The sequence below is a fragment of the Acinetobacter sp. UBA6571 genome (assembly GCF_002434085.1).
Classification (GTDB): domain Bacteria; phylum Pseudomonadota; class Gammaproteobacteria; order Pseudomonadales; family Moraxellaceae; genus Acinetobacter; species Acinetobacter radioresistens.
Window position 1 is genome coordinate 83,460 of record NZ_DJJJ01000035.1, and the last position, 19,618, is coordinate 103,077.

A 19,618-nucleotide genomic window follows, 5' to 3' on the forward strand; every position below is an offset into this window, starting at 1 on the left:
TAATATAAAAAAGAGGCCAGATAGCCTCTTTAAATCTGGCTATATATTTACAGCACTACAGGCGATTGCTCGTCAAGAAGCAATTGTGCTTCACGCAGGCTGAGCGTACCTTCATAGATTGCACGACCGGTGATTGCACCCAAGATGCCTGGCTGGTCTTTCAGCATACGGATATCTTCCATATTGGTTACGCCACCAGAAGCAATAACAGGTAACCCCGAGTACTGGGCCAAGGCTACAGTCTGCTCAATATTTACACCTTGCATCATCCCGTCACGTGCAATATCAGTATATACAATACTGGATACACCCGCATCTGCAAATCGTTTGGCTAGTTCTGTCGCTTTAACATCAGTAACGTTAGCCCAGCCATCAGTAGCGACCATACCATCTTTGGCATCGATACCCACAATAATGCGTCCAGCAAATTTTTTACAGGCTTCTTCAACAAATTCAGGATTTTGAACTGCTTTAGTTCCAATAATAACGAAAGACACCCCGGCTTCAAGATAATGTTCAATCGTTTCCAGAGAGCGGATTCCGCCACCAATCTGCACAGGCAGTTCTGGTTGTGCCCGTACAATAGCTTCAACTACAGGTTTATGAATGGGTGTACCTGCAAAAGCACCGTTCAGATCGACCAGATGCAAACGACGTGCCCCTTCATTGACCCAATGCTGTGCAGTTGCTACCGGATCATCAGAAAACACCGTATCGTCTTCCATACGGCCCTGTTTTAAACGGACACATTTACCATCTTTTAGATCAATTGCCGGGATGATCAGCATGCTTTCGCTCCTTGCTTAACCTGTTGAATTTTATTAGTCTAATCTTAACAATAAACTTGAATTTTCTAAATGCTATATTTTTATCTATCAATAAAATAAGACTGACTTAAATTAGGCTAGATATTGTCAGCTTAGAGTTATGTTTTTGTATTATTCAGTATGGCATTCTATATAAAAACAAACATGTTATTAAGTGAATTCAGCAATTAACTTCAGGCTAAGTATCCAAATGATAAGGTGCGGTAATTGAGCTGCTATTACCAGTCTGAACTAGTAACTATGTCCCGCAATTAAAGGGAATATCAAATCACTTATCTGATTGGCTGCTGATCAATTAAAATTCTATTCATAGATGCAGTTATCTTTACATAAGACCAAGCACATCATTTATAAGACAGAAAATCAGGATAACCATGACGCGATCACTGGTCTAAACAGTTCACCTGTTCAAGCAGCCGTAAAGTATGCTCAGGCAATAGGCTACGTTTTCTGAGTTCCTGAAATACCAGCAGTGCTGCATAAACATCTGCTGCTGCATAGCCGATTTGTGCTGAGCTTAAACGCATATTAGACCAGTCAGACATACTGATTTTTTTAGATTTGGGAAAATTTTGCTGGAATAGCAGGGCCACAGCATTTTTTAAACCTACAGGCTGTTTAAAGCCAAATGCAGAAAAGCATTTTGAGAGTTCTACTGTACTTTGCAGTTCTATACCTTTTTTCTGAAAAAGATGGACATCATTTTTTAAACCAAAACCGACCTTCACCTGTTTCTGATTTGCCAATATTGGCTTGAGAAAATTGAGGATGTCTGGGTTAAGCTGAAACAGGAACACCTTTTCTGCAGTGGCCAGTTGGATAAGATGAGGACCCGTTGAAATCTCGCCACGTCTAAAAGTCGGTTTAGATTCTGAATCAAAACCCACTACAGTAGCCGTAACTAATTCATATTGCAGAGGTAGACAGTCTTTCAGACTGCTAAGCACATAGATATGTGAAGCATCTAAATTTTTAAAGAGAGGAAGCTTGTTGATTTCTTCTTTATTCGGGAGCAGAGGAAGTTCAGTGCTTTCAGGCATAAAAAAAGCTCCCGAGTAAAAGTATCAACTATTTATAATACTTCAGCCGATACATGGCTTGAGTATAGGCCTGCTATTCAGCCCGTTGCTGTATTTCAAGCTGGCTATATTGTGCTTTTTGTACATAGTCCTGATAAGCTGGAACAGCAATAGCTGTTAAAATTCCGAGTGGAACAATTACTATATATAACCAGCCTAGCACCTTTTCCCAAGTTGCGGTTGCACGCGGCGGTCCATAGTTATTTATGCCTTCATCACCACGGGCAAAGAACAGATATAATATTAAAAACAGATTCACCAGCGGTACTAGCATCAGCAGTGATAACCAGCCGGTATGATTGCGGTCATGCAGACGCCGAATGGTAAAAATAAAGCTAAAGTATATCAGGACAATATACAAGATCCCCATCATGATCAGACCAGGTATAGAGATGTTCTCTGCACCCTCAGCAGTATTAAATAAACCCGGTGCAAAAAGCCCTATTAAGAAAACAAGCAGGATAACGCCGAAACTCATCAGCATGTTCCATCCTAAAAAGGACAGACGTCCAAAACGGCCATGTGCTTTTAAAGGTGAATCTGTAGTTGAACTGAAACTGGAAGTCATTTTTTATAATCCTTAATGTTTTTATTAAGTTTTTGTTTAAAGCAGTAGGCATCATAAACAAGCTTGAACAAAAGGAAAAGTGAAAACTTCTAAACTATAGGTTTAAAGCTGAATTACAATAAAAAGGCCCACCTGATGATGAGCTATGGTAAAAGGTTTTAGACCTGTTTAAATCTTCCAGTCCACAAAGTTTTTAAGTAACTGTAGACCGGCAGTATGGCTTTTTTCTGGATGAAATTGGGTGGCGAATAGATTATCTTTTTGGATAGCTGTACAGAAGTCCAGTCCATAATGGCAGGTTGCCGCAACCAGTTCAGGGTTCTGTGGTTCGACATAAAAACTATGCACAAAATAAAAACGGCTATCCTGAGCAATATTTTTCCACATTGGATGACTTGGTTCAGTCTGCTTAACTTGGTTCCAGCCCATGTGGGGAACTTTTAAACCTTCAATCTCAGGAAAACGCTTCACTGCGCCTGCGAAAATACCCAAGGCATCGGCGCCACCATTTTCCTCAGAATATTGCATTAATGCCTGCATGCCGACACATATAGCTAGAACCGGTTTATTGAATACTGCATTTTTAACAACATCATCAATTCCGGCTTCATGCATACCTTGCATACAGTCACGCATTGCCCCAACACCGGGGAACACAATTTTATCTGCCTGAGCAATGAGTTTAGGGTCATTGGTGACATCAACAGTAGCACCCACATACTCTAGTGCTTTCGCGGCTGAGTGCAGATTGCCCATGCCATAGTCAAGTAAAGCAATACGGGTCATTACAGGCTACCTTTAGTTGAGGCCACAGTATTTTCTGCACGTGGATCGACTTCACATGCCATACGCAGGGCACGTGCAAAGGCTTTGAATACACTTTCAATCTGGTGGTGTGAATTTTTCCCTTTCAGATTGTCGATATGCAAGGTCATTAAGGAATGATTGACAAAGCCCTGGAAGAATTCAGAAAACAGGTCTACATCAAAACTGCCAATACGGGCACGGGTAAATGGAATATCCATAAACAGACCCGGACGGCCAGAGAGATCGACTACAACACGTGACAGTGATTCATCCAGTGGCGCATAAAAGTGTCCATAGCGGCGCAATCCCTTTTTATCACCCAGTGCCTGGGCAAAAGCCTGACCTAACGTAATACCACAATCTTCTACTGTATGGTGGTCATCAATTTCCAGATCACCATCACAATGAATATCAATATCAAAAAGACCATGACGCTTGATTTGATCAATCATATGATCTAAAAAGGGAATGCCAGTATTTAAGGTGCCCTGACCCGTACCATCAAGGTTGAGACGAACTCGAATCTTGGTTTCGTTAGTATTTCTTACCACTTCACTGATACGTTGCGTCATGGACACATTCCTCAAAAACGTCAAAAATGTTTGATGTGAAAACTTGCGCTGTGTTGATCAAGGTCAAAGCCACAGCATATTAGATTGCTCAGGAGGGTTAATCAATGCCTATTACCGTACATGCTCATACTTCTCTAGAAAATGCAGAAGTCCGCAGTCAGCTTGAGCGATTGTATGACACCAGTCCCGAATTCGGAGACGGGCAGGATGCGGTCGAGCAACTTGAACAGCATCTGGCCCAGTATACAACGTTGTATACAGCAGAGTTTAATACCAAAATTATAGGTGCAATCTGGTGTACGGGACAAGGGGAGAGTAAGACTCTGGAATATATCGTAGTACATCCGGCAAATCGCGGTCGTGGAGTTGCTGAACGTCTGGTCAGTGAAGTCTGCCGCTATGAAGAGGCAAAAGAAGTCAAAAGGTTTGACCCAGGCTGTGGGGCTATCCATCGTTGCTTGGCACATCTAGGTAAACTGTAAAGATATAACTAGGCAAATATAGCTTAAGAGGATGTTAAGTTTATTAGTCTCGCTATTACTGCTTGTTCAATCTTTTTGATTTTGCATGAAAAATAATCTTTTAAATATTTTTATAAAGGAAAGACTTGACGATCAGTTAATTAGATTGTTTAATACGCCCCACATCGGCGCGATAGCTCAGTCGGTAGAGCAACGGATTGAAAATCCGTGTGTCGGCAGTTCGATCCTGCCTCACGCCACCATATTTGTGTTTTCAGTCCCTGATCCCATCAGGGATTTTTTTTGCTTAAAATATATGCATTTAAACTAAAAAAAACTGATTTTTGTTGACTCTTGCCAGCAGATACGGCTTAATACACCTCATCGGCGCGATAGCTCAGTCGGTAGAGCAACGGATTGAAAATCCGTGTGTCGGCAGTTCGATCCTGCCTCACGCCACCATATTTGAAAAGCCCCATATACTGTATGGGGCTTTTTTTATGCTGATTAAAAATGATGAATATAGCTAAAGGGCAAAATCAGCGGTCTTTATTAATATTCAGATACTGATTTAACTGAGCGTAACAGAATTGATGGTTAATTCTTATACAAAATGAAAAAAATGAATCATATATTGAACTGATACCAGCTCTGGAGTGACATAGTTATGCACTTCTTTAAATACATTGTTCTGATGGTTTTTAGCATAAATGCTTCGACAGCAGTTTTTGCACAAAGTGTCGAACTGCCAGTATTAAAAGTCATGGCTGAGCCTGAGATGCGCCAGGAAACTGGGTTTATTCCCTATCAGGAGAGGAAAAGCGAGCAGCGTGCTTTACAGCATCGGATGATGCAGATTGAGGATGACTTGCAGAATATCACTGTTAATGCCCATCCGGTGCGGAATATTGAAGCGAGTGAGGGCAGGCCAGAGGTTAATATGGATCATCTGCCCTTAGCCTTACAACAGCATTTACTGGCGATAGCAGCAGGTTTACAGTCAGATAACCCGATGCGTGGGCTGGAGATCATGTTACAGCCATTTCGTAATGAATCAGGACAGATTCAGTGGGATTTGGGTAAGGTTTCGCTAGGTACACTAGAGACTCAGGCCCTTAGAGAGATAGACTTTAGTCAGCCAGTTACCACTACACCCCGCCTTCGCATAAATTAATCCAGTTCTTGCTATTGCAATAATTCAGACAAGAAAAAACGCCCAGATGGGCGTTTTTTAACTGAATGCTATTAAGCAGTTTTTACTGCAGGCTCAACAGCCAGCATATGTCCATTTTCTTCAAAGTTAATATGCCATTGCAGCGCTTCACGAAGCAGATGTGGTGTATGGCCACCTTTAGCAGTTGAACGGTCAAAATAGTCGTTCAAGGCATCTTTATAAAGTGGGTGTACACAGTTCTCGATAATTACACGAGCACGCTCACGTGGAGCCAGTCCACGAAGGTCAGCTAGACCCTGTTCTGTAACCAGAATATCAACATCGTGTTCGGTATGGTCAACATGAGATACCATTGGAACGATTGAAGAAATATCGCCCCCTTTTGCAATCGATTTGGTTACAAAAATTGCCAAGTGTGCATTACGGGCAAAGTCACCTGAACCACCAATACCATTCATCATCTTGGTGCCACAAACATGGGTAGAATTCACATTACCGTAAATATCAAACTCAAGCGCAGTGTTAATACCAATAATACCTAAACGGCGTACCAGTTCAGGGTGGTTTGAAATTTCTTGTGGACGTAATACAAACTTGTCTTTATATGCTTCCAGGTTGCCGAAAACACGCTCACCACACTGGGTAGACAATGTCATTGAACAGCCAGAAGCAAATTTCATTTTACCGGCATCGATCAGCTCAAAAGTACAGTCTTGTAATACTTCTGAATACATCACCAGATCTTCAAAGTTTGAATCTTTAAAGCCGGTCAGTACAGCATTGGCAATTGAGCCGATACCTGCTTGCAAAGGGCCCAAATTTTTCGGTAAACGGCCATCAGCAACTTCTTTTTCAAAGAAATTAATCAAATGATTGGCAATTGCCTGAGTTTCCACATCTGGTGGTGTTACTGTAGATGGAGAATCTGGTGTTTCATTAAATACAATACCAACGATTTTTGCAGGATCAATTGGAATCGCAGTTGAACCGATACGGTCATCTACCTGAGTTAAAGGTACTGGTGTACGGGTTGGGCGGTAAGTCGGAATATAGATGTCATGCAGACCTTCAAATTCTTCACTTACTGAAGTGTTAATTTCAATAATGACTTTTTCTGCAAAAATAGCAAAGCTTGCAGAGTTACCTACAGAAGTTGTTGGCACAATATGGCCATCTTCAGTAATTGCAACTGCTTCAATAACTGCAATATCCGGGCGTTTAAGCTGCAGGTTACGCATCTGTTCTACAGTTTCAGACAAATGCTGGTCAATAAACATTACTTCGCCATTGTTGATCGCACGGCGCAGTGTGTTATCTACCTGAAATGGCATGCGACGAGCCAGTACACCAGCTTCAGTCATCTGTTTGTCCAGATCGTTACCCAAGCTTGCACCGGTAATTAGGGAGATTTTTAAAGGATGCTGTTTGGCACGTTTTACCAGTGCCTGAGGAATTGCTTTGGCTTCACCTGCACGAGTAAAGCCACTCATACCGATAGTCATGCCATCTTGGATGAACTCGGCAGCTTGATCTGCACTGATTACTTTGTCATGAAGGGAGGCTAATCGAATACGATCTAAAGACATGGTTTACTCTCAATATGCTCGAAACTAGACGGATTGTACCGCCCAAAAAACAAATTGTGCATGCCTGTTAGGCTAAGGTCTAATTTTTTCAGGAAATGAAGGTATAAATATTTTTGATGCTTTTTAAACTACTATTTTTTAAATAAATATTTTTAAAGGCTAAGATAATTGTAAAATTCAAATGTCTAAAATTTAATCATGATTAAAAACGGTCACTTAGACTTTGCTTGATCTTTTCTAGCGGATTATGACTATTGTTTTCTTCAGTTTTCTCTTTAGGTATCAGCAGTGAGATAATAGCTTCTAATCCGCCTTCAGGACGATTATGGATTTTAAGCTCACCTTGATGGATATCAACAATACGTTTGACAATTGCTAAGCCCAAACCACTACCTTGTACGGTACGGGCGGAGTCTCCACGCACAAAAGGTTGCATCAGATCCTGAATCTGGTCTTCTGGAATCCCTTCGCCATGATCTGCTACCTTGATGATAATCCGGTCATTTTCTGTATAGGCAGAGAGTTCGATTGGTTCAGCACCATAACGCTTGGCATTATTGATCAGGTTGCCAATCAGGCGTTTCAATGACAGGCTACGTGCTGGAATGATAGGAACATCCTGTGCTTCAAAACGAATATCTAGCGGTTTGAACTGTACAATCAATTCCTGTAGCAAGATGTTGATATTGGTGTCTTTTAATTCTTCGTCAGAGCCATCACGCATATAGGAGATAAACTGATTCAAAATTGCATCCATATCGTCAACGTCATAAATCAGCCCTTCACGCAGGAATTCATCCGGTAACATTTCAGCAGTCAGACGAATTCGGGTCAACGGTGTACGTAAATCATGTGAAATACCTGCTAGCATGATCATCCGCTCGCGCTCTGTCTGCTCTAGCGTATAAACCATATGATTAAAGGCCTGATTTACCTGACGGATTTCTAGTGGACCATGATTGGTTTCCAGATAAGGTGCCTTCCCGGTTTTGCTGTACTGGTTTGCCGCATTTTGCAGCCGACGTAAGGGGCGATTTAACTGCCGAACCAATGTCAAAATAATAATAGATGCAATAATCGGAACACCGAGCAGCCAACCAAAAATCAGTTCAGGGCTATAGTTGGCATAAGTTTTTAATGGTTCACGGACCCAGTTTCCGTGCATTTCGGGGGTCTGTATCCAGATTCTTGGGCTTGGCTTAAACTGGAAATACACCGTAACATTATCGACTTTTAACTCTCTAGCCAGCTTTTCTTCAATATGGTTAGTAAAGAATTCGGCGATCACCTTTTCCCGAACATTGGGATACTCTTTAGGGTCAGTGACATATTCAATTCCGACCCGATTTTTGAGCCAGGTATCTATATCCATTTCAACATTGTCATGGAAGATACGCAGTTTGGGGTTGTTAATAATTTCAAGCTCAACAGCCAGATAACGGGCATGTTGCTGAATTTCAGGTAAATATAAAGTACGCCAGAAAAACCAGAGTGACATGACCAGACTGAACAGCACCACAAAACCGACCAGAACTGTAGTACGCATTGCTGCGGAGCGTGGCTTGATCTTGTCCAGGAAACGTTCCCCACGGGTGCGTTTTTTCTCTGAATAAGCTACATAGTCAGTAAATTCTTGTGGATCAATAGGGTCGAGTTTCACTCCGGATTCCTATAAGTGTATTTTATACTCAGACTGTAATTTTATGACAGAATTTTAGCGGCTTGTCTTGGCTCAAAGGCCATAGACAATACGATTTTTTAAGCATTCTTATACGAACTAGCCATTCACTTTATTGGCAGATATAAAACCTCCCAGTAGTGAATGGCCTGTACAAATCATCAGGATAATTCCGGTCATAAAATAAACGGGTTATTCAGCGCCATCTGGCACAAAGACGTAACCTACGCCCCAGACTGTCTGAATATAACGTGCACGTGCCGGATTTTCTTCAATCAGACGACGCAGGCGAGACACCTGAACATCAATTGAACGTTCCATGGCACCCCATTCACGACCGCGCGCCAGATTCATCAGTTTGTCACGTGTTAGTGGCTCACGTGGATGCTGAACCAATGCCTTGAGTACGGCAAACTCACCAGTGGTTAAAGTGACCACCTGACCTTCACGTGTCAGCGTACGGGTCGATAAATCTAGAGACCATGGTCCGAAACTTACGACCTCTACCTGCTGACTAGGAGCACCAGGTACTTCACGGACTTGGCGACGCAGAACTGCCCGGATACGGGCAAGAAGTTCGTTTGGATTAAATGGTTTAGGCAGATAATCATCTGCACCTGCTTCAAGACCGGCAATGCGGTCAGAATCACTGCCACGTGCGGTCAGCATAATAATAGGAATATCAATATTGGACTGTCGTAAACGACGGCAAATACTCAAGCCATCTTCAACCGGCAACATAAAGTCGAGTACAATCAGTGAAAACAGTTCACGTTGTAGCAGACGATCCATCTGGGTAGCATCATGTGCAGTTTTAACGACAAAGCCTTTATCTTCCAAAAAACGTTGTAACAGAGTACGCAAACGCACATCATCATCGACCACGAGGATACGTTCAACGCGATCTGTATCGGCTTGTACAGCATCTGTATGTTCAGCAGGTACAACTAGACTCATGATGTGCTCCTTTATTGTTTATTGTCATCGTGATCAGACCCATATACAGTATTGAGTATACGATGCTTACAATGAGTTTTACTATGCTCTAAAGCACCAAATATTGCAGTAAAAATCAAGACATAGATACCAAATATATACAGGTAAAAAATAAACAGGAACGGCCAGATCTTGGTAATTTACGGGAATTTTGTCGTAAAATTGCATAAAAACCATGGAACTTCACTAAATTAGCATTATTGCTGATGTGTAATTTAGATAAAACAATAGTAGATTTTATGGCCTTGGTCTTTATAATCACAGCTTTTAGTATTTATCCTTGTGGAATCAAACACGATGACTGACTTAGTTCAGCAGCTGGCAAGCGAGCTTGCCGTACGTCCAGATCAGGTTGAAGCTGCCATCAAGCTTATAGATGAAGGTGCCAGTGTTCCTTTTATTGCCCGTTACCGTAAAGAAGTGACACAAGGCTTAGACGATACGCAGCTACGTCAGCTTGATACGCGTTTATCCTATTTACGTGATTTAAATGAGCGACGCGCTAAAGTCATCGAATCGCTGAAAGAACAGAATAAATTAAGCGATGACTTGCTGGCCCGGGTCGAGGCCGTCGAAACCAAAAATGCTCTTGAAGAAATTTATGCACCTTATCGTCCAAAACGGACCAGCAAATCTTTCAAGGCAAGAGAAGCTGGTTTAGGGCCGGTTGCTGAGAAAATATTGGCTGAACAGGTTGACCCGAGTGAAGCACTTGCAGGGTTCTCGCATGAAGAGTACCCAGACCTGGAAAGCCAGCTGGATGCCATTCAGCATATTATTATTGATGAGTGGGCACAGAATATTGCGCTGACGGCTGAGCTTAAAGCCAACTTTGCAAAAACTGCCGTTTTGAAAAGTGCAGTAGCAAGTGAAGAGAAGAAAGAAGTTGGCAAAAAATTCCGTGACTATTTTGAATTTTCAGAAAATTTGAACAAAGTCCCTTCACATCGTTTACTGGCCATGTTGCGCGGACGTCAGGAAAATGTGCTGGGCCTTAAAGTTGATGGTGAAAATGATCCGGCGATTCAGCGTATTGAGGTTGAATATCAGTTGGATCAAATTCAGCCACAGACACGTCAGGATTTTCTCAAGCAAACTGCAAAACTGTTCTGGATGGGTAAAGTACGTCCACAGGTTGAGCATTCATTACTGACCGAAAAGCGTTTAGCTGCTGAAAATGAAGCTATGCAGGTCTTTGCAGAAAACCTGCGTCATTTACTCTTGTCTGCACCGGCAGGTAGCCGACGTACATTGGGCGTAGACCCGGGTATACGTACTGGCGTAAAACTGGCAGTAGTGAATGAGTCAGGTGATGTACTCGCCCATAGTACGATTTATCCGTTTGCTCCAAAAGAAGATAAAGAAGGTTCAGTGGCCGAACTTGCGCGTTTGTGCCGTGAATTTGATATTGAACTGATTGCAATTGGTAATGGTACAGCCAGCCGCGAGACTGAAGCTGTAGTGGCTGAAATGATGGCAGCCAACCCGGATCTAAAACTGACCCGTGTGACTGTAAGTGAAGCCGGTGCGTCAGTCTATTCAGCGAGTGAGCTGGCTTCTCAGGAATTGCCTGAACTGGATGTGTCTATTCGTGGAGCAGTATCTATTGCCCGTCGATTACAGGACCCACTGGCTGAGCTAGTTAAAATTGATCCGAAATCAATCGGCGTGGGGCAGTATCAGCATGATGTAAATCAGGCCGGTCTTGCAAAAACGTTAGATGCGGTAGTTGAAGATTGTGTAAATGCGGTGGGCGTAGACGTTAATACCGCCTCTTCTGCAATTTTAGGTTATATTGCTGGTTTAAATAAAGCAATTGCCCAACAAATTGTAGAATACCGTAAAGAGAACGGTCGCTTCGACAACCGTCAGGACTTGAAAAAAGTTCCCCGTTTGGGCGATCGTACATTTGAACAGGCAGCTGGCTTCCTGCGTATTCAAGAAGGTAATCAGCCATTAGATGCATCTTCTGTTCATCCGGAAAGTTATGGTCTGGTTGAGAAAATTGTTGAAGCCAAAGCCACTACTGTAAAAGATATTATTGGAAATAGTGAAATTATTCGTCAGGTAGACCCTAACCAGTTTATTGATGACAAGTTTGGTCTGCCTACTATCCAGGATGTATTGGCCGAACTGGAAAAACCGGGTCGTGATCCGCGCCCTGAATTCCGTACTGCCAAGTTCCGTGATGATATTACTGATGTAAAACAGCTGACTGAAGGTATGCAACTGGAAGGCGTGGTAACCAATGTTACTAACTTTGGCGCTTTTGTTGATATTGGCGTACACCAAGATGGACTGGTACATATTTCAGAATTGGCAAACGAATTTGTTTCAGATCCGCACAAGATTGTAAAGCCGGGACAAATCGTACAGGTACGTGTGATTCAGGTCGATGCAGAGCGTAATCGCGTTAATCTTTCTATGCGACCTGAGGGTGCTGCTGCGCCGGTAAAAACATCACCACGTCCGCGTCGTGAACAAAATCAGGAGCAGCGTCCTGAGCGTAAGCCACAAGGTAAACGTCCTCAACATGCCCGTCCGCAAGGTGAACGCTCACAAGGGAAGAAACCACAGGCAGCTAAACCGCAGGAACAGAAAATTGGCGGATTAGGCGCTTTATTATTGCAAGCAGGTATTAAAGGATCTAAATAATCTCTGCGAAGTAAACGGAAACCTCCCAAGTGGGAGGTTTTCTTTTTTATCTAAAATAAATTGAAGAAAGTTTGGCTAAAAAGAATGGGTCTTGCACAAAGTTACTACCAGAATAATTTTTTAGAATTCAGGAATGAAAATGAAGAGGCTATATTAGGTTCACTGGCTTATCAGCATGAGTTCAGTCTTGATGAATTACAAAAAAGTGCATGGCTTAAGCAAATTACGATTTTAAAGAGAGCTCTTTGTATACTTGATCAAGGCGAGATCTTTTTTGAATTTCATATTCCACGTATGGGGAAACGTGTAGATAATATTTTGATCATTCAAGATTTAATTTTGGTCATTGAATTCAAAGTGGGAGATACGCAATACAGTCACTCAGCACAAATACAAGTAATTGATTACTGTTTGGACTTACTTAATTTTCATGCAGGTAGTCATAATCAGAAAGTAATTCCAGTTTTGGTGGCTACACAGGCAGCAGAAACTAGGCAGAATTGGGAGGAAATAGCCTCATTAAATGAGGTAGCATGCTGTAATGCAGAAAATTTTGGAGAGATATTTTCTGAAATTATTCAGCAATTTTCTCATAATTCAGTCATTAATACCCAATCTTGGCTGGAAGCTCCCTACAAACCGACACCGACAATTATTGAAGCAGCACAAGCTTTATATAAAGGCCATCAAGTCCAAGAGATTTCTCGTAGTGATGCAGGTACGATTAATCTTGAAATTACCTCTAATAAGATTGAGGAAATCATTGAATACTCCAAGCAGAATAACATAAAGTCGATCTGCTTTTTAACCGGGGTACCGGGTGCAGGCAAAACGCTTGCTGGTCTAAATATTGCGAATCAGCGATTGAAAAAGGATCAGACAGAGCATGCTGTTTTTCTTTCAGGTAATGGGCCATTGGTCGATGTATTACGTGAAGCATTGGTGCGCGATACAGTAAAAAATTTTAAATTGCAGGGCCTGTCAAAAAGTCGTCTAGCGGCAGAGCGTTCAGCAAAAGCGTTTATACAGAATATTCATCATTTTCGAGATTATTATTTACGCTCTACAGAAATACCTGTTGAGCAGGTAGTGGTTTTTGATGAGGCGCAGCGGGCCTGGCAAAAAGAACAGGTTTCCAATTTTATGAAACTCAAAAAGGGAATTGATAATTTTACTATGTCTGAACCCGAGTTTTTGATCAATGTGATGAATCGGCATATAGATTGGTGTGTTGTAGTCTGTTTAATCGGTGGTGGTCAAGAAATCAATACAGGAGAAGCTGGCGTTACTGAATGGTTAGAAGCCTTGAAACAGAAGTTTTCTGAGTGGCAAATTTATTATTCCGAAAAGATATTAGAAGACAGCGTTTATTTGGACTCTACAGAACATAGGAACTGGCTACAAACTACAGGCATTAATGAACAGGATTTACATTTAGCTGTCTCTGTACGTTCATTTAGAAGTGAGCGGGTATCACAATTAATTCAATATATTTTAGAGGGGAATTCTCAGGCTGCTCAACAGCTCTATTCAGAGATCAGTTCTGATTATCCTGTCGTATTGAGCAGAAATTTGAAGCAAGCTAAGCAATGGTTAAAAACCAGGGCAAAAGGATCGGAGCGTTACGGCATTGTAGCAAGCTCTGGGGCAAAGCGTTTAAGAGCAGATGGAATAGATATTAAAAGTAAAATTACTCCTGAACATTGGTTTCTAAATCTAGATACAGATGTACGCTCTTCATATTACCTAGAAGAGGTCGCTACCGAATTTGATATACAGGGTCTGGAAATTGACTATACCTGTGTTGCTTGGGATATTAATTTTTATTTTGATCAGGAGTGGAAGTATCAGGCTTTCAAAGGTAGTACATGGCAGAAAATTAAAAATGAAGCCAAGCAAAAATACTTGCTAAATGCGTATCGGGTTTTATTGACTCGCGCGCGACAAGGCATGGTAATTTATGTGCCTGAAATAGAGCAGGCCGACTGGACCCGGCCAGCGAAATATTATAATTCTACGTATCAATTTTTAATGGATTGCGGTTTCGAAACCTTAAAATGAAAAAGTTAGATGAAAAAAATCCAACTCTAGCAAGCATAAGGCAGAGTTAGATAAAAGTTAAATAAAATAGTGTAAAAATCACACATTATAGTAGCATAATCAGGCTTTAATTCAGAAAGATTGTCAGACAATATCAACTCGCTTTTTATAAAAACATCGATGTTAGTGTTACATCTGACCTCGAAGTCGATTCTAATTTTTATTCCAAACGGTTGTTTTATGTCAGTTTTAAATTTGAGAAAACCCTTTTATTTAAAAGATATACTCTCTGGACTTGTCGTTTTTCTGGTCGCATTACCCTTGTGTTTAGGTATAGCTTTAGCCTCAGGTGCACCCATTATTTCCGGTATTATTGCGGGGATTGTAGGCGGAATTGTCGTCGGGGTGTTGAGTGGCTCACACATCAGTGTGGCAGGCCCGGCGGCCGGGCTCACGGCAGTCATGCTGGTACAACTGGATCAATTAAGCGGCAATTATGCCGCTTTTTTATTGTGTATTATTTTTGCCGGTTTACTTCAAATTGGCTTTGGTCTATTCAAGCTAGGTTTTTTTGCTAATTTTATTCCCAATAACGTTATTTTAGGGCTGCTCGCAGCAATTGGCGTAATTCTGATAGCAACCCAATTACCTTATTTATTGGGTATCCATGATTTCTCATGGTCAGCAGTTTGGTCTGGAACATTTTTTTCAAATTTTAGCTCCCTTGATAAAGGCGCAGCACTGATTGGTCTGCTCAGTCTATTTTTAATTCTGGCTTGGGACAGTAGTCCTCTTAAAAAACTGGTTCTGCCATCGGCACTGGTAGCTGTGGTTGCCGCTGCGCTATTAAATTTTATTTTAATGTCGATGGGTTCTCCTTTGGCAGTTCAGAATCATAACTTGATTCAGTTACCTAATTTACTGGAAGCTCCAAGAGATGTACTGATTTTCCCGGATTTTAGCTATTTAGCAGAACCACTGATTTACACCGGAGCTATTACCCTTGCGGTAGTCGCTTCTCTGGAAACACTTCTGAATCTCGAAGCGGCAGACAAACTTGATCCACAAAAACGTTCATCACCACCGAACCGCGAGTTATGGGCACAAGGCACAGGCAATATTGTTTCCGGTTTAATTGGAGGTATGCCAATTACGTCGGTAATTGTACGTAGCTCCGTCAATGCCAATTCTGGCGCACGCAGTAAATGTTCGACCATTATTCATGGCATTTTCCTGCTACTGGCAGTGATGTTTTTTGTGCCATTGATGAATATGATTCCTTTATCAGCTCTAGCTGCGATTTTAATTTTAACGGGTTTTAAACTTACCCATCCAAAACTCTTTAAAAAGCTTTATCAGCAGGGCTGGAAACAGTTTTTGCCTTTTATTATCACATTAGTTGCGATTTTACTCACAGATCTGCTCACTGGAATTCTAATTGGATTATTGGTCAGTAGTGCTTTTATCCTATACGGTAATTTGAATAAGGGCGTACGTGTATATAAGGAAAAGCATTTGCACGGTATTGTTACACGGATTGAACTGCCTTCACAGGTTACTTTTTTAAACCGTTCAGCACTCATTTCAGCTCTCGAACATGTTCATAAAGATGAGCGGTTAATTCTGGATGCGACTCAGTCCGATTCAATCGATCCAGATATTTATCAAGTTATTCAGGAGTATCAGAATGAAACTGCCATTAAACGCAAGATTGATTTAAAACTAATCGGATTCAAACAGCATTACCATGAACTGGATGACGCAGTACTAGATATTGATATCAGTACTCGCGATTTGCAGCAGCAACTGACACCTGCCCAAGTACTGAACTTGCTTAAGGAAGGAAATGAGCGTTTTGTGAAAAATGAACGTTTACAACGTGATATTTACCGGCAGATCCGAGTAACTGCTGATCAGGGTCAACATCCGATTGCTGCCGTACTCGGCTGTATGGACTCAAGAGCTCCTACAGAGATGCTGTTCGATGTCGGAATTGGGGATTTATTCAGCCTGCGTATTGCAGGAAATGTGGCCGGACAGAAAGTCATAGGCTCTCTTGAGTTTGCCTGTCAGGCTAAGGGTTCAAAAGTAGTTGTGGTGCTGGGCCATACTGACTGCGGAGCAGTAACTAGTGCCTGCCAGCTGCGGTTACAGCATAAAAGTATTTCTGACATTAAAGAAATGCCGTATATTCAGTATATCTTGGGGCCGCTAATGCATTCGGTTCAGAGCGCTTACGATATTATGCAGCCGCGTGAGCTGAACCGGCCTTTTATTGATCAGGTAACTACCCTGAATGTTCATTACAATATCCAGTATATTGTTAACCACAGCTCTGTCTTAAAAGAGATGCTTGAACGTGGAGAAATAGCCATTGTGGGAGCAATTTATGATGTGCAGACCGGTCGGGTCAATTTTCTGGAATAAAAGAAACTAGCAAAATGCCTCCAGAATAGGAGGCATTTTTATTGATAAAGTAATTATATTTACCAGTGTTCACCTGGAAAAATACGGGCATAAGCGCGTTGAACCCAGTTAAGTTTTTCCTGTTTACCCACTGATGCGCTGGAACTTGGAAACAGATTAAAGCCAATTGACATAAACATATTGTTGATTTCAGGAGCAATCGAATAAGTAATAGATGCCAAACGGCCAAGATGCGTAGCCAAGCGTTTCGGACGCTTGATAATGGCATAGGCAATCAGATCAGCTGCCTGCTCAGGCGACAGCGTAGGGACATAACGATAAATTTTGGTTGGTGCAATCATGGGAGTGCGCACCAGAGGCATATAAATTGAAGTGATTGCAATCTTGTGTGAATGCACTTCTGCTGACAGACAGCGGCTAAAAGCATCTAGTGCGGCTTTAGAGGCCACATAAGCAGAAAAACGGGTTGCATTGGCCAGCACACCAATTGAACTGATATTAATGATCTGTCCGTCACGACGCTGCATCATTTGCGGCAATATATTCAGAATCAAACGGATCGCACCGAAATAATTCAGCTGCATGGTACGCTCAAAGTCATGAAAACGGTCAATTGATTCATGGACGGCACGGCGAATAGAACGTCCAGCATTATTAATCAGGATATCAATATGGTCTACAGACGCCAGAATTTTCTGGGAACATGCATCAATAGCATCCAGATCATTTAAATCACATGGGAAAATAGTTGCTTTTCCACCCTCTGCTTCAATTTCAGCCTGAACTTCTTGCAAGGTAGACTCAGTACGGGCAACCAGCAGCACATGTGCACCCGCTTGAGCAAGTTTCTTGGCTGTAGTTAGGCCAATTCCACTGGAAGCACCGGTGATGAGTGCTACTTTGCCATTTACCTTGTCTTTGAAAAGTTTCTCTAATTTGTTGTTCACGTAGATCTTCCTGGCTGAAAATTTGCTGAGGCAAAATAAATATAATTTTTTTAAATATGTTATAGCCATGACCTGCGATAGGCCAAGGGGCTCAGTCGGTTTTTATCTTAACGAAATGACGGGAAAAATCCAGAGTTAAGTGGTTGAATCTAAAAATAATATTTAGAGCAATTACTCTAATTTAAGTATGTGTTTATACTGTGTTTTAACACAAGTTAAAATAGTTGAAAAGATAAAGCTTTGAAAAAGCAGTTCATAAATGGAAAGTAAAAACATATGCCAGATTAAAATAAAGCTATCAGGTAGGGCTAATTATCAGAAACATTCGAGTTCAAGCTTTTTAGTCACACTGTCTGGTATTTGAGGGAATATAAACAGGGCCATGTATGTTGACCCTGCTTGTGTATAACTTAAACTGCGGCAAGTGCCTGTTCCAGATCGGCAATCAGGTCATCAGCATGTTCAATGCCGATAGATAAACGCACCATATCCTCGCTAACCCCTGCAGATTTCAACTCCTGTTCATTGAGCTGACGATGGGTAGTGGTTGCCGGATGACAAGCCAAACTTTTCGCATCGCCAATATTGACCAGGCGGGTAAAGAGCTGCAGTGCATCAATAAAACGGGTACCACCAGCAAGTCCATCCTGTACCCCAAAGGATAAGATAGCCGAAGGTTTACCTTGAACATATTTTTGTGCCAGTGCATGCTGTGGGTGGTCTGTCAGGCCTGCATAATTTACCCATTTGACTTTTGGATGGGCTTTCAAATACTCGGCAATTTTTAGAGCATTTTCGGTATGGCACTCCATGCGCAGGCTTAAGGTTTCCAGTCCTTGCAAAATCAGGAAAGCATTCATCGGGCTAATGGCGGCGCCAGTATTACGTAAAGGTACAACACGTGCACGGGCAATATAAGCAGCTTCACCAAGCGCCTCAACATAGTTAACTCCATGATAACTTGGGTCGGGCGTATTTAACACTTTAAAGCGGTCCGGATATTTACCCCAAGGGAATTTACCGCTATCGACAATCGCACCACCAATACTGTTACCGTGACCTCCAATATATTTGGTTAGCGAGTGCACCACGATATCAGCACCAAATTCAAAAGGCTTGAGCAAAACCGGTGTCGCTACCGTATTGTCAACTACCACCGGTACACCATATTCATGGGCGATTTTACTGATGGCTTCCAGATCAATGATATTGCCAAGCGGATTACCAATTGACTCGACAAATACCAGTTTGGTTTTATTATCAATCAGAGAGTGTAATGCTTCTGGATCCTGATAATCGAAGAAGCGCACTTCAATTCCCTGTTTGGGCAAGGTATGGGCAAACAGATTATATGTACCACCATATAGGGTGGAAACAGAAGCAATATTATCACCTGCTTCGGCAATAGTCTGAATCGCATAGGTAATTGCTGCCATGCCCGAAGCAAGTGCCAGTGCACCTATTCCACCCTCTAGAGCTGCGATACGCTGTTCAAGAACCGCCGTTGTAGGGTTCATAATACGGGTATAAATATTGCCCTGGACTTTTAAATCGAACAGGTCGGCCCCATGTTGAGTATTATCGAAAGAGTAGGACGTGGTCTGGTAAATAGGTACCGCTACAGCTTTCGTCGTCGCTTCAGGGCTATAACCGGCATGAATTGCCAAAGTTTCATCTTTATATGTCATATTATTTCTTCGATGTGGGTTAAAACCTGATCGAGTCTAGCATTTTTTAATATGAAATAAAGCTTTCCTATTCTTTGTCTATATCTATTTATTTCATAAGTATAGTGATGAGT

The 19,618-nt window shown here is 41.8% G+C and carries 15 protein-coding genes and 2 tRNA genes; 7 read left to right on the plus strand and 10 right to left on the minus strand.

Annotation, left to right across the window (positions count from 1 at the left end; translation table 11 throughout):
- Positions 1–47 precede the first annotated feature (47 nt).
- From hisA to hisB, 5 genes are all read right to left on the minus strand, one after another.
- Complete coding sequence (gene hisA, locus B3X18_RS06705; protein ID WP_005017957.1) at positions 48–788, minus strand: 1-(5-phosphoribosyl)-5-[(5-phosphoribosylamino)methylideneamino]imidazole-4-carboxamide isomerase; 741 nt, start codon at positions 786–788, stop codon at positions 48–50.
- 422 nt (positions 789–1,210) lie between these two features.
- Positions 1,211–1,867, minus strand: coding sequence for a 3'-5' exonuclease (locus tag B3X18_RS06710; protein ID WP_005404633.1), 657 nt, complete (start codon positions 1,865–1,867; stop codon positions 1,211–1,213).
- Positions 1,868–1,940: 73 nt separating this feature from the next.
- The gene (locus B3X18_RS06715; RefSeq protein WP_005024160.1) at positions 1,941–2,474 is read right to left on the minus strand and encodes a DUF805 domain-containing protein; all 534 of its coding nucleotides are present in this window, start codon (positions 2,472–2,474) and stop codon (positions 1,941–1,943) included.
- Positions 2,475–2,642: 168 nt separating this feature from the next.
- Complete coding sequence (gene hisH, locus B3X18_RS06720; protein WP_005024162.1) at positions 2,643–3,260, minus strand: imidazole glycerol phosphate synthase subunit HisH; 618 nt, start codon at positions 3,258–3,260, stop codon at positions 2,643–2,645.
- Complete coding sequence (gene hisB / locus B3X18_RS06725; RefSeq protein ID WP_005024164.1) at positions 3,260–3,853, minus strand: imidazoleglycerol-phosphate dehydratase HisB; 594 nt, start codon at positions 3,851–3,853, stop codon at positions 3,260–3,262. Before hisB ends, hisH begins: the two co-directional genes overlap by 1 nt.
- 104 nt (positions 3,854–3,957) lie before the next feature.
- Here hisB and B3X18_RS06730 point away from each other — a divergent pair, with 104 nt between their 5' ends.
- From B3X18_RS06730 to B3X18_RS06745, 4 genes are all read left to right on the plus strand, one after another.
- On the plus strand, positions 3,958–4,335 hold the full coding sequence (locus B3X18_RS06730; protein WP_005024167.1) for a GNAT family N-acetyltransferase: 378 nt from the start codon (positions 3,958–3,960) through the stop codon (positions 4,333–4,335).
- A 166-nt stretch (positions 4,336–4,501) separates the two neighbouring features.
- Positions 4,502–4,577, plus strand: a tRNA-Phe gene (locus tag B3X18_RS06735).
- A 123-nt stretch (positions 4,578–4,700) separates the two neighbouring features.
- Positions 4,701–4,776 (plus strand) — tRNA-Phe (locus B3X18_RS06740).
- A 205-nt stretch (positions 4,777–4,981) separates the two neighbouring features.
- The gene (locus tag B3X18_RS06745; RefSeq protein WP_005024169.1) at positions 4,982–5,488 is read left to right on the plus strand and encodes a hypothetical protein; all 507 of its coding nucleotides are present in this window, start codon (positions 4,982–4,984) and stop codon (positions 5,486–5,488) included.
- A gap of 71 nt (positions 5,489–5,559) precedes the next feature.
- Here B3X18_RS06745 and B3X18_RS06750 read toward each other — a convergent pair whose 3' ends face one another.
- The 3 genes from B3X18_RS06750 to ompR all read right to left on the minus strand — a co-directional run bounded on the left by B3X18_RS06750 (position 5,560) and on the right by ompR (position 9,709).
- Positions 5,560–7,074 carry an acetyl-CoA hydrolase/transferase family protein gene (locus tag B3X18_RS06750; RefSeq protein ID WP_005017988.1) on the minus strand — a complete coding sequence of 505 codons (1,515 nt, stop codon included), beginning with the start codon at positions 7,072–7,074 and terminating at the stop codon, positions 5,560–5,562.
- Positions 7,075–7,276: 202 nt separating this feature from the next.
- On the minus strand, positions 7,277–8,734 hold the full coding sequence (locus B3X18_RS06755; protein WP_026443907.1) for an ATP-binding protein: 1,458 nt from the start codon (positions 8,732–8,734) through the stop codon (positions 7,277–7,279).
- A gap of 210 nt (positions 8,735–8,944) precedes the next feature.
- Entirely contained in the window at positions 8,945–9,709 is a 765-nt protein-coding gene (gene ompR, locus B3X18_RS06760) for a two-component system response regulator OmpR (protein WP_005017991.1), read from the minus strand.
- 336 nt (positions 9,710–10,045) lie between these two features.
- Between ompR and B3X18_RS06765 the strand changes: the two genes are divergently transcribed.
- The 3 genes from B3X18_RS06765 (at position 10,046) to B3X18_RS06775 (ending at position 16,870) form a co-directional block, all read left to right on the plus strand.
- Complete coding sequence (locus B3X18_RS06765) at positions 10,046–12,403, plus strand: Tex family protein (protein ID WP_005024174.1); 2,358 nt, start codon at positions 10,046–10,048, stop codon at positions 12,401–12,403.
- 84 nt (positions 12,404–12,487) lie between these two features.
- The gene (locus tag B3X18_RS06770) at positions 12,488–14,464 is read left to right on the plus strand and encodes a DUF2075 domain-containing protein (protein ID WP_005024177.1); all 1,977 of its coding nucleotides are present in this window, start codon (positions 12,488–12,490) and stop codon (positions 14,462–14,464) included.
- A gap of 219 nt (positions 14,465–14,683) precedes the next feature.
- Positions 14,684–16,870 (plus strand): SulP family inorganic anion transporter, encoded by a 2,187-nt coding sequence (locus B3X18_RS06775; RefSeq protein WP_034671903.1) that lies wholly within the window; start codon positions 14,684–14,686, stop codon positions 16,868–16,870.
- A gap of 59 nt (positions 16,871–16,929) precedes the next feature.
- On the opposite strand, the gene B3X18_RS06780 is transcribed toward B3X18_RS06775, so the two are convergent.
- Together B3X18_RS06780 and B3X18_RS06785 are read right to left on the minus strand one after the other, a co-directional pair.
- Positions 16,930–17,817, minus strand: a complete 888-nt coding sequence (locus B3X18_RS06780; RefSeq protein WP_005018003.1) for an SDR family NAD(P)-dependent oxidoreductase — start codon at positions 17,815–17,817, stop codon at positions 16,930–16,932.
- Between the two features lie 410 nt (positions 17,818–18,227).
- On the minus strand, positions 18,228–19,505 hold the full coding sequence (locus B3X18_RS06785; RefSeq protein WP_005018004.1) for an O-acetylhomoserine aminocarboxypropyltransferase/cysteine synthase family protein: 1,278 nt from the start codon (positions 19,503–19,505) through the stop codon (positions 18,228–18,230).
- Positions 19,506–19,618 lie beyond the last annotated feature (113 nt).